Source organism: Sorangium sp. So ce1036 (assembly GCF_051369805.1).
GTDB lineage: Bacteria > Myxococcota_A > Polyangia > Polyangiales > Polyangiaceae > Sorangium > Sorangium cellulosum_F.
Genome location: NZ_JBBMOX010000002.1, coordinates 1,197,504 through 1,213,271, shown reverse-complemented (window position 1 = coordinate 1,213,271; position 15,768 = coordinate 1,197,504). Strand labels below are relative to the sequence as shown.

The window sequence follows — 15,768 nt, the reverse complement described above, 5'->3', positions numbered from 1 at the left end:
GCGTGCGATGACGACACCGCCGCCCCAACTCCTCGCCCCGGCGCCCGTCGAGCGCGCCTGTCGCTCCGCCTGGGACGAAACGTCGCGCACCACGCTCGACCCCTCGGAGCAAACCGCGCTCGCCGCGCTCGGCCGGTGGCTGGAGGAGCCGGCCCGCCCCTATGCGATCCTGCACGGCCCACGCTCGAGCCGGCGCGCGGTCGTGGCCGCCCACCTCGTCCGCGCGTCGCAGGAGAACCCGGCCTGGAACACGCAGATCGCTCCCATCGGGCCTGATCTCAGGCTCGAGCGCGACCTGGTCGCGCTGCTGGTCTCGCGGCTGCTCAGCGCCTACGGAGGCGGTGCACCTCGGCGGATGCGCATGCGGATCGGAGAGGAGCATCTGCGCGTGGGGCTGGCGCAGACCACTCCCTCGCTGCTGCTCGCGATCACCGATGTCGAGGAGGCGGAGCCGCTCGTCTCCTGGCCGGCGCTGTTCTCCGCCGTAGGGCCCCGCATCAAGGTGCTCGCCACCGTCGAGGGCGACGATGCCGCGGCCCGCGCGTGGATCCAGCGCCTCGGCTTCGATCCTGCGCGCACGCGGGTCCATCCGCTGCCGGCGCGGCGATGGCCGGCGCTGGGCGATCCCGCGAAGCTCCTCGCGGCCGCCGGCGCCGTGCCGGCCCGGCTGCTCGGCCTGCTCGCGTGCGCGTTTGGGCGGCTGCGCGAGGACGAGATCACAACATCGCTCGGGACCTCGATCGAAGGGGCCCTCGCCGGGATCGAGCCGCTCGTCGCAGCCTTCGAGGGCACGTACGCGTTCCGCTCGAACGCGGCCCGTCGCGAGGTGGAGGAGCGGCTCGACCACGGCGCGCGGGACGCCTCGATCCGCCGGCTCCTATCGCTCCCGCCGGACGGCTATCCCTGCGCCTACGTGCGCGCGCACCTCGAGCAGACCGCCGCGCCGCTCCAGGCATTCGCCGCGCTGGTCACCGAGGAGCACCTCGCCCGCTGGATGGCTCGGCCCGAGGCCTACCTCGGCTTCGTCGCGGACCTCGAGCGCGTGCGCCGTCGGGCCGTTGAGGCGCTTCCAATGGGTCACGAGGCAGCGGCCCTCGCGGTGCGCGCGGCGCTGGTCGAGGCGAGCGTGAGGTGGTACGCCCTCCGCGAGGATCACGACGCCCCGGTGGGTGTCGAGGCGTTCGCTCGGAAGACGCCGATCGCGGACGAGCGAGATCAGGCCAGGGCGCTCACCGCGCTCGGCGCGGCGATGACGGCCGACCCGGCGCGCGCCGAGGTGATCGCATGGGCCGCGAACGCCGCACGGCGCATCCCGGACGTCGAGCTCCGCGGCGACGCATTCCTGAGCCTCGCCGGAGTCGTCGAGGGCGAGGCGGGATACGCGTTCGCGCGGGAAGCGCTCGCCGCGTTCCGGGCCGTGGAGAACGCGGAGGATCGAGCGCACCAGATGCTCGTCGCGACGGGGAGACTGCCTCCGGAGGAAGGCGTCACGGCCGCGCGAGAAGCGCTCAGAAGCCTCCGCGATGGCGCCGGAGATCCTGGCGATGCCGACTGCTTCGCCAAACATTTCCCGCGCGCGGTCGCCGAGGCGCTTTGGCCCGACGCGGAGGCGCTGCCTGGGCCCGCGCGGGCGCGGGTGCTCGCTGCGCTCGCGGGGGTCCTCGGCGATCCCGAGCGCGTACGCGCCGCGTTCGTCGCGGTGGAGCAGCACCTCGAGCCGTACGACCTGGACATGCACTGGACGCTCAAGCAGCTCGTGCCGGTCCTCGATGCCCCGGAGGCCCGCCGCGCCGCGGCGCTCGCTCCCCGGTTCGGCGAACAGGCCGCCGAGCTCTTCGAGGAGCTGATCCCGCGCCTCATCGCGCTGGGCGATCCCGCCGAGGACGTGCTCGAGGTGCTGCCGGAAGCGGCGCGCGTGCGTGCGCTGGCCCGGAGCCTCCCCTTCGCCGCGGAGCCGGCGCGGCTGCGGGCGCGCATCGACGAGGCCATTCAGAACGCCGAGCCGCGCGAGCGCGGCTGGATGCTGTTCGATGTGTGCCCATGGTTCGCGGCGACGGGCCACAGCGACGCGATGCTCACCGCGGCCGCGCCGCTCAGCGACGGTGCCCGCCTGACCGCCCTCGGCATCCTGGCCCGCCACGATCCCGCGCGCGCGCCCGAGCTGGTGCGTCAGGCCTTCCCCTTGGCCCTGCACTTCGGCGCCGACGAGCCGGATCGCCTGCTCGATCTGGTCCCGCTGGCCCGCCATTTCCCGGCCGAGGGGGCCGCCACAGCACTCGGGATCCTGCTCGACGCGCTCGCAGGCGATTACCGCCATGCCGCGCTCGCGGGCGACGGCGTGAGCCTCGTGAAGCTCGTGCCGCTCATCGCGGCGCTCGCGGGCGACGACGGCCTGTCCGGCGCGGCGCGCGAGGTGGTGCAGGTTGCTGCATGGTTCCCTTGAGCGCGCCGCCTTCTCCATCCCGCAGCCGCCCGGCGCTCCGACGGCGCCCACGCCCAGCGTCGCATCCACCAGCGAGGTATCGGCACGACCGGATCCGCTTCCCAGGAGGCTCCCGGCTGCCCGGCAACGACCGGATCCGGTGGCCGGCAGGCTGCTCAGCTGCCCGGCAACGACCGGATCCGCTTCCCAGGAGGCTCCCGGCTGCCCGGCAACGACCGGATCCGGTGGCCGGCAGGCTGCTCAGCTGCCCGGCAACGACCGGATCCGCTTCCCAGGAGGCTCCCGGCTGCCCGGCAACGACCGGATCCGGTGGCCGGCAGGCTGCTCGGCTGCCCGGCAACGACCGGATCCGCTTCCCAGGAGGCTCCCGGCCGCCCGGTCACGACCGGATCCGCTTCCCAGGAGGCTCCCGGCTGCCCCGACGAGGGCCGCTCTCTGTAGCGCCGCGACAGGCGGCGCTCCTGTCAGGATGCTCGAGGCCGCCGCACGCGCCGTGCGGCTGGGCCCAGGCGCTCGCTACTGGCCGCCGGGCACGCAGATCGCCGTCGCGGTGCCGGCGCCCATGCACGAGAAGCCCGCCGCGCAGTCGGTGTTCGCGGTGCAGGGGAAGGCGCACTTGCCCACCGCCGTGTTGCACCGGTGCGTGCCGCAGACCATGTCGTTCTGGCACGGGAGCGCGAGCGGGCTCGGCTGCGCCGACGTCGTGGCGGTCGGGGCCGGCTGCGGGTACTGCCCCGGCTGCTGATACCCCGGTTGCTGGTACTGCCCCGGCTGCTGATACTGCCCAGGCTGCTGGTACTGCCCAGGCTGCTGGTACTGCCCAGGCTGCTGGTACTGCCCAGGCTGCTGGTACTGCCCGGGCTGCTGGTACTGCCCCTGCTGGTAGGCGTTGTACTGCTGGTCCGACGGGTCCTCGGCGTCGCGGCCCCGGCTGCACGCGGAGGACAGGAGCCCGACGCTTCCGAGGGCAACGACGACCGCCGCGGCCGCGCGCGCGCTGGCAAAGCACATGGATCGCTTCATCAAAGTCTCCCGCTGGTGCGGGGTCGTCCCCCGCGTGGGCGGCGGGCCGATGTCGACCCGCCGCCGAGATCTGAGCCACCGCCCCCGGAGGGGCAACCGCAGGCCCTTCGTCGGTGAGCGCCGCGCCGCGGCGCCCGCTGGCCGAGGGTAGCCTCGGTCGGCGGCCGCGCGCGCTCCAAAAAAGCGCCGCCGGGAGATGGGGCCCCCGGGTGCTCACCTCCCGCCGCCGCGCGCTCACCGCGGCGACGCGTTCCGCGGCGACGCGCTCCGCGGCGACGCGTCCGGCGACGAAGCGTCCGGCGACGACGCGTCCCGCGGCGACGCGTCCTTGCAGCAGCGGAAGCCCGCCTCGTACCCGTAGTCCTCTTCCAGGTGGAACCCCACGGTCGGGCGGCATCGACCGCGCATCGGCCCCCACCAGCCCCCCTTCAGCCCGCTCCGCTCCGGCGCCTTGCGGCCCGCCCGGACGACCCACTCGTTGATGTTGCCGTTGAGATCGTGGACGCCGAACGGCGACACGCACCCGGGCATCGAGCCGGTCGGCACGCGCTGGTCCAGCCGCTCGAGCTCCGCCTTGCACTTCGGGTCGCGCATGCACCGCTCGTACCGGTAGAGCGCGATCTGACGCTGGCGAAACGGCCGGTCGATGTTGCACTTGGTCGCGTCGCGCACGTAGCCGTACGTGTACGGGAGCATCTCCTCGCCCTCGCAGGCGAAGTTGAACTCCTCCTCGGTGCAGAGGCGCTTGCCCACGCCCTCGCACTTCTTGACCGCCTCCCGCCACGAGACGAGCAGCGCGGGGAGCTCGCCCTTCCGGTTCGGCCACTCGTACCGGTCGACGCAGTACCGCATCGCCTTGCGCCGCTTCGAGAGGCACGTGGAGGGCTGCTTGTACTCGAGGCACCGCTCGCTGACGCTGCTCGGGGCCTCGGCCTCGGCGTACTCCAGCTTCGCCCGCCGCGCCCGGTCCTTCAGGTACTCCTGGTGGTGCTTCAGGCAGACCTGCGAGACCAGCGGGCAGTAGTCGCCCTCGACGAGGACCATGTCGTCCGGGCACCCCTCGGCGCCGCCGGCCAGCCCGCCGTCCGCCGCGCCCCCGCCGTCCGCCGCGCCACCCCCGTCCGCCGCGCCTCCGTCCGCTGCGCCGCCCCCATCCGCCGCGCCGCCCCCGTCCGCCGCGCCGCCGTCGAGCGGCGTCATGAGCGCCGCGCCGTCGAGCGACGCGGCGGCGTCGGGCTCCGCGGGCCCCGGGCGCGTCTCCGCGTCCGCCGCCGCGCCGGCGCTCGTCGCCGCGAGGGGCGCCGCGGCGTCGGCCGGGGTGGGGCCCGGGCGATCGCAGGCCGGGAGCGCGGCCGCGAGGCCGCACACGAAGGCGACGAGACCGCCCGCGCCGCGCCCGCGCGCGGCCCGGCGCCGCGGGACCGGCGCCTCCGGCAGCGCGGCGCGACGGGGACGCCGGCTCATCGGCCCGGGGCGGGGATGACCTTGAGCGGGACCCGGGTTCCCCCGCGGTCCACCTCGACCTCGACCTCGCGGCCCGGCTCGAGCTCGCGGAGCGCGAACATGAAGTCGTGGATGTTCGTGATCGCATGCGTGCCGATGCGCACGATCACGTCGCCGCCCTGCATGCCGGCGCGGGAGGCCGGCGCGTCGGGGCGCACGCCGGTCAGCTTCACGCCGGGCCCCTGGTAGGCGTAGTCCGGCATCGTGCCGAGCGACGCGCGGAAGCCGCCGCGCATGCCGCGGTGTGGGTCGGCCGGCGGATCGGTGAAGGCGAGCCGCGCGTCGCGCTGCGAGAGCGCGAGCGCCATGCGCGCCGCGAGCACCGAGCAGCGCGCGATGCCCGCGGCGTCGATCTTCTCCGCGGTGTCGCTCGGCCGGTGGTAGTCCTCGTGGACGCCCGTGAACAGGAAGGCGACCGGGACGCGCGCGGCGGTGAACGAGGTGTGGTCGCTCGCGCCGAACCCCTCGACGCCGTACTGGAGCGCGAGGCCGAGCCCGCGGGCGGCGCCGTCGACGATCGGCCGCCAGTCGGGCGAGGTGCCCAGGCCGTCGACGAGGAGCTTGTCGTCCCGCATCCGGCCGACCATGTCCGCGTTGATCATGGCCACGACGGGCTTCATCCCGGCGAGCTGCGCCGGCGGGTGCTCCACGAAGTGGCGCGAGCCGAGGGCGCCGAGCTCCTCGGCGCCGAAGGCGACGAACACGAGGTTCCGGTCCGGCCGCGCGGGCATCGCGGAGAACCGCCGCGCCACCTCCAGCAGCATCGCGGTCCCGGAGGCGTTGTCGTCGGCGCCCGGGTGGACGGCGCGCACGCCCGGCGCGCGCGAGGCCGACGTGCCCCCGTGGCCGAGGTGGTCGAAGTGCGCCCCAAGGACGATGTACTCGTCCGCGTGGGGGGAGCCCTCCCGCGCCCGGAGCAGGCCGATGACGTTCGACGCCGGCGCCATCCGCGGGGTGACCCGGGTCGTGATCTCGACGGTGACGCCGGCGAGCGGCCGCGGCGCGGGGGCCTTCGCCGCGGGCTTCTCGGCCGCGGCCTTGCCGGGCGGCGCGAGGCCGGCCGCCGGAAAGAGCGCCCGCGCCGCGGAGCGCGTGATGACCACGGCCGGGATGCCCATGCTCGCCGCGTCGCTGGACACGGCCGGGAGCTCGTCGCCTGCGGCGACGAGGATCACGCCGGCGGCCTTGTGCTCGCGGGCGGTGCGGAGCTTGTACCGCACGCTGCCGAAGTCGCGCAGCGCGTCCGCCGGGTGCGCGGCCGGCGCGTGGTGGTGCGCGGCGCCCTCCGCGCCCGCCGGCGCGTGGTGCGCGGCGCCCGCCGGCGCGTGGTGCGCGGCAGCCGTCGCCCCCGGGCCGCTGCTCAGCGTGGGGACGCCGTCGAGCACGAGCGCGATCTTGCCCTCGATGTCGCGGCCGCCGTAGTCGTCCCACGAGACCGCCGCCGCGGTCACGCCGTGGCCGACCAGCACCACGGATCCCGACACCGTGCCGCTCGCGCTGCCGTCCGCCGTGACCAGCTTGTCGGCCTCGACGCCCTGCTTCCGGCCCGCGCGCTGCACCGCGAGCGACGGCGGCGCCACGTCCGCGCCGACGCGCGCCTCGAACACCTGCCGGTACGGCTTCGCGTCCCTCGGCGCCTCGCCCAGGAGCTCCAGCTTGAGCTCGGCGAACCGGCGCGCGATGAACTCGGCCGCGAGGTCGGCCCCCGGCTCGCCCGTGCCGCGCCCCGCGAGCTCGGGCGACGCGAGGTACGCCACGTCCGCCTTGATCCGCGCCTCCGCGGCGGGATCGAGATCGATCGACGCCGGCGCGGCCGGCGCGGCCGCCGGCGGCGGCGCGGCGGGCGGCGCGGTGGCCTCGCGGGGCGGCGCGGCGGGCGGAGCGCACGCCGCGAGCGCGACGAGGAGCCCCGCCACGGCGGCGCGGCGGAGGCGCGCCGGCCGCAGCGCTGCGAGGCCGGCGCTCACCACGGCGCGGCCTTCTGCGCCGCGCGGACCAGCTCGAGCGCGCGGCGGCCGACGTACTCCTCCACGTCGGCGGGCGCGATGTGGCGGTCCTTCGCGAAGTCGAACTCGCGCGGCTTGCCGTCGCCGAAGGTCACCCGGACGACCGCGGACTCGCGCACGAGCTCCAGCGTCAGGCTGAACTCCCCGAGCGCGAGCCGGTGCTTGTCCGGCTCCTGCGAGAAGACGACGGGCTGCCCCTTCTCCTCGACCCGCGCGTGCGCGAACTTGAGCGACTCGGCCCCCAGCGCCACGGCCGACTCCGCGGCCGCGAGCGCCTCGGCGACCCGCTTCTTGTGCCGCGCGAGCTCCTCCGCCTCGCGCTCCGCCTTCGATTTCACGGCCTCGATCAGCTCATCACGCCAGGTTGCCACGCTGCACCTCGGCGCGAACACTCTTCCGAATCGTGCGTTTTGTCCAGCCCGAGACGCGCGTGGATCGCCCTGGCCAGCGCGCCGCTCGAGCGCCCCGCCGCACGCTTCGAAGAAAAAACAGGAAGCCCGGGCTCACTCGATGAAGCGGCCTCCGCCGATCGAGCGCGCCCGTCTTCCTGTTCGTTGTCCCCGAGGCTGTGCCCCTGCCGCCGCCTCGCCCGGGCTCGTCCTCGGCCCCGGCAGCCCGTCGAGATCACCGCCGGGATCGACCGCACCGGCGGCCACCCGCCCCCGAAAAGGGCGCCGCTCTACAGGTTGGCGCTGCCTTTTTCCGGCGCGAACTTGCTCAGATCCTCGGCCACCGTGGCCTTCGGGTTCATGAGCTCGTGGAACGCGCGCTTCGCGAGCGCGCCCGTCTCGCCCTGCTCGTGCCGCAGGGCCATGAGCGCGCCCTTCTCCTTCATGAACTTGAGCGTCTCGATCGCGCCCTTCTTCTGCGCGCCGTCGCCGCTCTTCGCCGCCTGGTAGAGCCGGTAGCGCAGCACGACGCGCGTCTCCGAGTGCGGGCCGTTGTCGAACTTCAGGTTGTCGAACTGCGCCTGGAGCCGCTGCCGCGCCCACTCCTGCGGCGCCTCGGCGATCTTCACCCGCGTGATCGCCTCGGCGTTCGCGACGTACCGGTACAGGTTGCCGCGCTTGAAGTCCTCCTCCGACCAGTAGCCGAAGGCGCGGTAGTAGTGGTCCTTCAGGTCGTCGAGCGCCGCCCTGTCGAGGTCGGCGTACGTCGCGACCGTCCGCGCCGCGATGTCGGTCGTGCCGCCGAGGATGAGCGCGAGCGCCGCGGCGTTCCGGACCTCGGTGTCCTTCAGCTTCTCGAAGAGCTGGTTCTGCACCGGCTCGTCGAAGCCGCCGATGCCGATCGCGCGCGCGAGCGCGATGCGCACCCCGGGCTCCATGTCGGGCGTGAGCAGCGACACGAGCTCGGCGGCCGCGCCGGGCACCGGGCGGAGCGCGAGCGACGACGCGTAGCAGGCGCCGATGAGCTGCTTGCGCGGCTCCTTCTGGCTCGCGAAGTCCTTCGCCTTCTTCGCCACCTCGATCATCGCCTCGTCGTCGGCGCACCAGGCGAGCGCCTCGCACGCGGCCTGGCGGGCCTCCTCGTGCCACGTCTCGTCCTCGATGAGCTTCGTCAGCGGCTCCACGGCGCGCGGATCGCCCCACTCGGCGAGCCCCTGCGCCGCGCCGTAGGCGACCGCGCGCAGCGCCATGCCCATCATCGCGAGGCCCGCGCCCTGGAGCCCGGCCTGGGTGATGTCCATCTTCGGGTCCTCCTTCCGACTGAACTGATCGATCAGCCGCGGGAAGGAGGGCTCGTCCTTCATCCGCCCGATGTAGCGGAGCGCGCTCTGCGCCGTCTCGAACGCCGCCGGGAACGGCGGCTGCTGCCCCTCCTTGGGCAGCGGGTCCGTCGGGAACGCCCAGTCGCGCATCGGCTTCAGGATCTTGTCGGACCTGACCGTGGCGAGGAACCGGAGGCCGTTGGCGTGCGGCTGCGGGCGATCCTTGAGCCACAGGATGACCGGATCCTCGGCCGCGGCCTTGAGCTCGTCGCTCTTGTCCGCGTGGATCACGGCGAGATCGGCGAGCATCCGGGCGCCGACGACGCGCGGCAGATCGGTGCGCGACAGGTGCCCGCCCTCGTCCGCCTCCCAGAACTTCTCGACCTTGTAGAGCTTGAGCGGGTCGGCCAGCATCCGCTCGCCGATGTACTTGGCGCCGCGGATGTCGCCGATCTCGGCGAGCCGCGTCCCCGCCTCGCCCTGCCAGTGGAGCGACGGCTTCTTCTTCTCGATCCACGCGACGAGCGGGTCGGCCGCGCGCGGATCGGCGAGCTCGCGCAGCATCTCCATGATCTGCTTCGTCTGGAACCAGGTCGTCTCCTCCGGCTCCTGCTTCACGCTGTCGAGGGCGAGGACGAGCCCCTCGCCGCCGATGCCGTCGCGCAGCGCCTCGAGGAAGCGCTGGCGGCTGTCCTTGTCGGCGTTCGCCAGGGCCTCGAGGAGCGGGGCGCGCGCGGTCTCGTCGCCGATCCGCCCGAGGCCGTTCGCGGCCTCGCGCGCGACCTCGACGTCCTTGTCCTTCACGAGCGCGATGAGCGCGCTCGTCCACTTGGACTCGGCGTTGCGCGACAGGACCGTCGCGACGAGCTGCCGCACCGACGGGCTCTCGTCGCCCGCGAGCTTCGCGAGCTCGTCGAGCGACACGAGGCCGGCGAGCTTCTCGGGATCGAACGCGGCGCCGCCGCCGAGCCGCTGGACCTTCGACAGGAACCCCTTCCTGTACTGGTCCATCGCGTCCTTGAACGCGGCCGGCTCCTTGAGCTCGACCAGCGCCCAGACGATCTGCGGTCGGTCGCTCTCGTCGGCGGCCTTGAGCGCCTCGAGCAGCGCGGGCTTCGCGCCGTCGGCCTTGGGCGAGCCGTAGTAGGCGAGCACCTGCGCGGCGACGCCCTTCACGCGGTGGTCGGGCTGCGAGAGCGCCTTCGTCGCGAGCGCGACGCCCTCGGCGTCGCCGGCCCACGCGAGCTGCATGAGCGCCTCCTGCTGGAGCGACGGCTCGGTGCTGGCGGCGGCCCACTTGCGCCAGAGGGGGATCTGGTCCTTCTGGGGCAGGACGAAGATGTTCTTCTTCTCCTTGGCGACGGCCTCGACGGACATCTTCTGGCTCTCCTGCTTGACGCCGAGCCAGACGGCGCCCGCGCCCCCGAGCACGAGGAGGACGCCGACGAGGATCGACACGGGGCTGAAGCGACCGCGCTTGAAGTTGCCGTCCTCCGCGAAGCCGCCGCCGCCGCCGCCGGGCGCCGGCGGGGCCCCGGGGCCGCCGAGGTCATCGTCATCGGGCGGCCACTTTGCCGCCAGGAGCCCGGGCGGCGGGCGCCGCTCGCGCGGCCCCGCAGGATTCTCTCGTGAAAGATTGGGACGATCGAGCATGGTTCCTCCAGCGCGCGGGCGACGACGTTACCCGAACGGCGGCGGCGTCGCGCGGCGAGCCGCGCTGCGCCCCCGACCCCCACCGGCGGGCGGCGGCGTCGCGCGGCGGGCCGCGCTGCGCCACAGACCCCGGGCCAGGCGCGAAGCGCCCGGCCGGTCGAGGCGCCGGACCCTACCAGAGCCGCTCGGACGCCGGCCCAAAGATTTGCTATGAAAGCCGTGGCCCCGTATGGCCGAACCCGAGTTCAATTCCAGTAAGATTCTCTACCCCGCCATCGCGGTGTTGATCGCCCTGAGCGCGCTCTTCGGGCTCGCGGTGCTCCCGCGCCTGTCGCCCGGCGCCGGGGGGATGATCGGCGCGGCGGCCCCCGACGTGACGCTGCCGGTCGCGGCGAACGGCGATCCCGGCGCGCGCATGCAGCTCGCGGAGCTGAAGGGGCAGCCGGTGATCCTCGACTTCTGGGCGACGTGGTGCGGCCCGTGCGCGGTGCAGGCGCCGATCCTCGAGCGGATCTCGCGTCGCTACCAGAAGAAGGGGCTCGTGGTGCTCGGCGTCAACGTGGACGATCCTCCGCACGTGGCCAGCCAGTACGCGATCCAGAAGGGCCTGTCGTATCCCATCCTCATCGACGCCGAGAAGCACGCGTCGGTCCGGTACGGGGTGGAGCGGCTGCCGAGCCTCGTGGTGATCGATCGGCAGGGGAAGGTCGTGGCCTACCTGACCGGCGTCATCGACGAGGCGAGCCTGTCCGAGATCGTCGCGGCGACGCTGTGATCTCCCCTCGCCGCTGACGTCCGTCAAGGTGCCCGCGCCGCTCCGCTCCTTGCGCCTCGCCCTCGCGGCGCTCGCCGTGGCCGCGCCGTCGTGCTCGCGGGACGGCGGGGGGTGCGGCCGCGAGGAGGGCGGCGCGCCGCCGTCGGGGAGCGCGCCCGCGCCCGCTCCTGCGCCCGCCGCGTCTGCGCCGGGGGGACCCGCGCCCGTGAGCCCGGCCGGCGAGCCGACGGGCTCGGCGGGCGGGCCTGCGCAGGCTCCTGGCGAGGGGCCGGGCGGCGAGGGGCCGGGCGGCGCGGCGCCGGGCGGCGCGGCGCCGGGCGGCGACCCGATGGCGATCCACCACGAGGCGCGGGAGGAGCTGCTCGGGCTGTTCTCGCTGAAGGCGTTCACGGAGCGGGAGCGCAGGCTCAGGAACCCCGAGCTCTTCCTGGAGAAGAACTTCGGCGGCGGCACGCCGGCGCGCATCCACCACGGCAACAAGGCGCTCGCGCAGCACACGCGCTCGAAGGAGCAGTGTCTCGCGGGCCTGTCGGGGATCGTGCTCCAGACGGAGGAGCAGCGCGCCCGGTGCGGCGGCGAGGAGAACATGGTGCCCGTCCACCGGTACCGGCGCGGGAAGCCGGCGCCGGCGGCGTTCTGCATCGACATCTTCGAGTTCCCCAACCGGGCGTGCGAGCTGCCGATGGTGTGGGCGAGCCCGACGCAGGCGGCGGCCGTCTGCAGCCTGCAGGGCAAGCGGCTCTGCACCGAGGAGGAGTGGAGCCTCGCGTGCGGGGGCGATCCGGAGGGCGGAGCGCCGAGGGTGTACGCGTACGGGGACGAGCTCGATCTGGCCGTGTGCAACACGCAGATGCGGCTGCGCGGGATCGACGGCAAGCCGTGCGACGGCGACACGGCGCGCTCGGCGTACGAGACGTGCGGGACCGATACCGAGCCTTCGGGGGCGTATCCTGCGTGTCGATCGCGGTTCGGGGTGTTCGATCAGCACGGCAACGTGGCCGAGATCATGACGCGGCGCGACCGGGACGACGGGAAGGTGTACAGCCAGCTCAAGGGGAGCGCGTGGTTCTACGCCGAGGTCGCCCGCGAGCACGACGCGCCCAGGCCGGCGGGGCGGGAGACGTACCCGGATCACTGCGCGTTCAGCCCGCGGTGGCACGTGGAGCCGATGGAGAACGCGTGGCACGCGAACTACCACCTGGGGTTCCGGTGCTGCAAGACGATCCGGTGAGGGGCGGGCGGGAGAGAGGGAGGAAGGGAGGGAGGGAGGGAGGAAGGAAGGGAGCGAGGGAGGAAGGGAGCGAGGGAGGAAGGGAGCGAGGGAGGAAGGGAGCGAGGGAGGAAGGGAGCGAGGATATGCCGAGCTGCCCGGCCCCCGGAGAGGGTGTTCGTGGGGCGGCGTGGGGGCCCCACCGAACTCGCCTGGGACGTTCTTTCACCGGCGTGTACTGCACGCCAGTGAAAGAACGTCAATCGGGCTCAGACATCGGTCCGTCCCCCACGCCGCCCCACGAACACCCTCTCCGGGGGCCTACCGCTTCCTTGATGGACACCCACTCGCACGGTAGCCGTTCCTGTTGCCCTCGAGTTCCGTGCCGCTCTATTTAGAACAACGAACAGGTTGAATTACCGCGAGACTCGCTGGGCACCATGGTCCGTTGCAGCCACGGGCTTCTGGTGCCTCGACGAACGAGGATCCGACCACCTGCGGCATACACCGGCCCATAAGCCAGCATTTTTGACACACTCGACGCCCTTCGATATTCTAGAAGATGATTTAACCGGGAGAATAGCACACAAAATCGCACCTGCCGTTTATACTGCCGCGAAGGTGCCAACGCCACAAACCACACAAACATCCTCACACAAATCATACCAACGAGAACCAAACCAGATCCACAACAACGAAGAGATCGATCCCAACGAGAAACCACAGACACGACACAACCAACAACAAAAGCAAATAACCAACCAGAAACATCAACGACACGATCAACAACATCAGAGCCCCGACACAAAACAAAAGATCCACAACCAAGCACAAGAACACGCTCGCCCAAACTTCACACAACCACCCAGACCACAGAATGCGACTAGCAAAGCTCATTATAAGAAATTTCAAATCCATCAGAGAGCTCGAGCTAACCATCCCCAAAACCGATCAATCGAGACCTGGCTCTGCCGACTTCTTATCCATTGTTGGAGAAAACAACGTTGGCAAGTCATCCGTGCTTGAGGCACTGTGCTTGGCATGCCCAGAAGTGCCGCCAATAAAGCCAACTGACGACCACTTTCCAGAAGGAAAAATCGATGGGACGGCTATCGAGGTTGAACTTGAGTTCGACAGTATAAACAGCGAAGACCTTAAGGAACCGGCAATTCATCCAAACGCCTACAATAATCGATTTCGAATAAAGAAGGTATGGAACAAGCCAAGCACAGAGCCAACGTGCTGGGCATACAAAACACGAACAAGATTTCCCACATGGCCTGACAATGCTCGCAAACGCATTGATCTCGAGCGGGCCAGTGGTTGGAACAAAGTCATAGATCTGTATGAACAAGCACACGGAAAGATAACGAACATAACAGCAGCACTCAGGACTAAGGTATCCGTTCTGTAGACCCCATCCTCGCGAGGTGCGTGCCGCCGCCGTAGATTCGCGACGCGATGCCAGAGCAAGAGCGGCCTGCGACGAAGGGAGGCTGGGCGCAGCAGCGAGCGGGGGACGCGGCGGTCGACGCCGACATCGCCGCCCGAGTGCAGGTCGCCCGCAGCCGCACGGCGGCGAAGCCGCGTGCCGCCGATGCCTCTGCCGAGCCCGAGTCGTCGACGCGGCGCCGGCGGCCACGCGCCGGCCGAGCGAGGGCCGAAGAGGCGGCACCAGCGCGTCAACGCCGGCGAGCCGCGAGTCTGGCGGCCGGCAACGGTGCGTCCGTGCCCGCGGCAGCGGATGGCGAGGCCGAGCAGCGATCAGCTCGGGGCTGCGGCCGGCGCCCGAGACCACGGACTGGCCGCGAGCCGTTGCCGAGTGTCAGCGTTCTCGAGGGTCTGCTTCCAGGACTTGGGAGCGAGCTCGATGACCCGCTCGTGAGGCCAGGTTGGCAGCAGGATCAGCACATCGCGCAAGTAAGCCCAGGGCTCGATGCCGTGCAGCGCACAGGAGGCGATGAGCGACACGATGGTGGTGTTCCACTCGGCGCCGTCCTGGCTGCCCACGAAGAGCCAGTTCTTCCTGCCCACGGCTTCACGGCGGAGCTCGAGCTCGCTCCGGTTGTTGTCCAGGCGGAGCTGACCATCCTCGAGGAAGCGAGTGAGTGCGACCCATTGGTTGAGCGCGTAGCCGATGGCGCCGGCGATGGGGCTCCTCGGCAGGACGAGCAGGTCCTCTGTCTCAAGCCAGGCGCGGAAGGCCACGAGCACGGGCTCGGCATCCGTCCGGCGCTGCTCGGTTCGACGGTTCGGAGACAGCTTCTTGGTCGCCTTGTCGATCGCGTAGAGCTTGCGGATGAAGCCGATGGCTACCGTCGCGCGGTCTCGGTCGGAGGTCATCGCCTCGAAGAACTTCCGCCGGCAATGGGCCCAGCAACCGACCTCGGTCACCTTTTCGGTGCGGAAGAGCTGCTCGTAGACGCTCGAGGCGTCGGCCTGAACATAGCCCTTGTAGCCGCGAAGGAACTCTTTGGGGCCATCCTGGTTGTGATGGGGCGTGAACCGGAACAGGACGTGATCCCGGTCCGCCACCAGGACCCAGAAGTGGCCCCGCCGGCACTTCTCCTTTGCTTGCACGAGCACGCCGGTGGCGTCGATGGCGATGCAGTGCGCATTCAGGGCGTCCTTGGCCATCGCCCCGACGAGGATCGCGAGCTGGTCGGCGCACGACTCGACCCAGCCGCACAGCGTCGAGCGCGACAGGTGAACGCCCCAGCGCTCGAACATCTTCTCCAGCCGGTTGAGCGGCAAGTGATCCGCGTACTTGCTCACCAGCACGTGCGCGAGCAACCCCGGACCGGCGAGGCTGCGCGGGATGGGGCTGTCGGGGACGTCCGCAATCGTGATACCTTGCTCGGGCTCACCCTTGACCGCGAACTTCGGCCTCACGATCTGCAGCCGCACGAAGCTCGCGGGCCGCCACTCCAGCGTCTCCGACACCTCCTCGCCGATACGGACAAGCGTGGTTGCGCGTTCATCCTGCGCCTCCGGCGGCAACAGCTCGATCCGCTCGACAGGCAGATGCTCGGGCAGGCGCTGCCGCCCGTGCGGGCGGGCCTGGCGCTTCTTGTCCCCGCCTCCGGAGGAGCCGTTCGGCGCCGCGCCATCGTGGCCGTCCGGCGAGCTGGTCGCGCCCGCGTCCGGCTGCGCACCGGCGCCCGCGAGCATCTGCACGATCGCGTCGAAGGCGAGCTGCATCTGCGCTGGGTCGACGTGCTCGGCCTTCTGGCCGAAGATGTGCCGGCGAAGCCGCTCCAGCTCGATGCTGGCGAGCTCGTAGAGCTTGCGGTACTCGTCCCGTTCGTGGGAAGCGCGCGCAAGCTTGTCCTTGAGCTCACGAATCTGCTCCTCGAGCGGCTTGCTCACGGCGCCGTAAGTACTCGTGAGCTCATGTTTTTTGAAGAGGATTGTTGAGGAAAATTACTACCTCTCACGGGAATG

At 71.7% G+C, this 15,768-nt stretch carries 10 protein-coding genes; 4 read left to right on the top strand and 6 right to left on the bottom strand.

Annotated features, from left to right (window positions below; translation table 11 throughout):
* The first annotated feature begins 7 nt into the window (after positions 1-7).
* Complete coding sequence (locus WMF31_RS41520; protein ID WP_436607404.1) at positions 8-2,443, top strand: hypothetical protein; 2,436 nt, start codon at positions 8-10, stop codon at positions 2,441-2,443.
* Between the two features lie 516 nt (positions 2,444-2,959).
* On the opposite strand, the gene WMF31_RS41515 is transcribed toward WMF31_RS41520, so the two are convergent.
* From WMF31_RS41515 to WMF31_RS41495, 5 genes are all read right to left on the bottom strand, one after another.
* A complete protein-coding gene (locus WMF31_RS41515) occupies positions 2,960-3,466 on the bottom strand; it encodes a hypothetical protein (RefSeq protein ID WP_436607403.1) in 507 nt (168 codons plus the stop codon).
* Positions 3,467-3,700: 234 nt separating this feature from the next.
* On the bottom strand, positions 3,701-4,930 hold the full coding sequence (locus tag WMF31_RS41510) for a formylglycine-generating enzyme family protein (RefSeq protein ID WP_436607402.1): 1,230 nt from the start codon (positions 4,928-4,930) through the stop codon (positions 3,701-3,703).
* A complete protein-coding gene (locus WMF31_RS41505) occupies positions 4,927-6,939 on the bottom strand; it encodes a M20/M25/M40 family metallo-hydrolase (protein ID WP_436607401.1) in 2,013 nt (670 codons plus the stop codon). The genes WMF31_RS41510 and WMF31_RS41505 overlap by 4 nt, the downstream gene beginning before the upstream one ends.
* Positions 6,933-7,346: a hypothetical protein gene (locus WMF31_RS41500; RefSeq protein ID WP_436607400.1), complete on the bottom strand. Its 414-nt coding sequence runs from the start codon at positions 7,344-7,346 to the stop codon at positions 6,933-6,935. Before WMF31_RS41500 ends, WMF31_RS41505 begins: the two co-directional genes overlap by 7 nt.
* A gap of 308 nt (positions 7,347-7,654) precedes the next feature.
* Complete coding sequence (locus WMF31_RS41495) at positions 7,655-10,339, bottom strand: HEAT repeat domain-containing protein (RefSeq protein WP_436607399.1); 2,685 nt, start codon at positions 10,337-10,339, stop codon at positions 7,655-7,657.
* Between the two features lie 229 nt (positions 10,340-10,568).
* Here WMF31_RS41495 and WMF31_RS41490 point away from each other — a divergent pair, with 229 nt between their 5' ends.
* From WMF31_RS41490 to WMF31_RS41480, 3 genes are all read left to right on the top strand, one after another.
* Positions 10,569-11,114: a TlpA family protein disulfide reductase gene (locus WMF31_RS41490; protein ID WP_129356034.1), complete on the top strand. Its 546-nt coding sequence runs from the start codon at positions 10,569-10,571 to the stop codon at positions 11,112-11,114.
* Positions 11,115-11,142: 28 nt separating this feature from the next.
* Positions 11,143-12,345, top strand: coding sequence for an SUMF1/EgtB/PvdO family nonheme iron enzyme (locus tag WMF31_RS41485; protein WP_436607398.1), 1,203 nt, complete (start codon positions 11,143-11,145; stop codon positions 12,343-12,345).
* An 856-nt stretch (positions 12,346-13,201) separates the two neighbouring features.
* On the top strand, positions 13,202-13,738 hold the full coding sequence (locus WMF31_RS41480) for an AAA family ATPase (RefSeq protein WP_436607397.1): 537 nt from the start codon (positions 13,202-13,204) through the stop codon (positions 13,736-13,738).
* Positions 13,739-14,088: 350 nt separating this feature from the next.
* Here the strand turns inward: WMF31_RS41480 and tnpC are convergent, their stop codons facing one another.
* Positions 14,089-15,693: an IS66 family transposase gene (gene tnpC / locus WMF31_RS41475; RefSeq protein WP_436600135.1), complete on the bottom strand. Its 1,605-nt coding sequence runs from the start codon at positions 15,691-15,693 to the stop codon at positions 14,089-14,091.
* Positions 15,694-15,768: the final 75 nt, after the last annotated feature.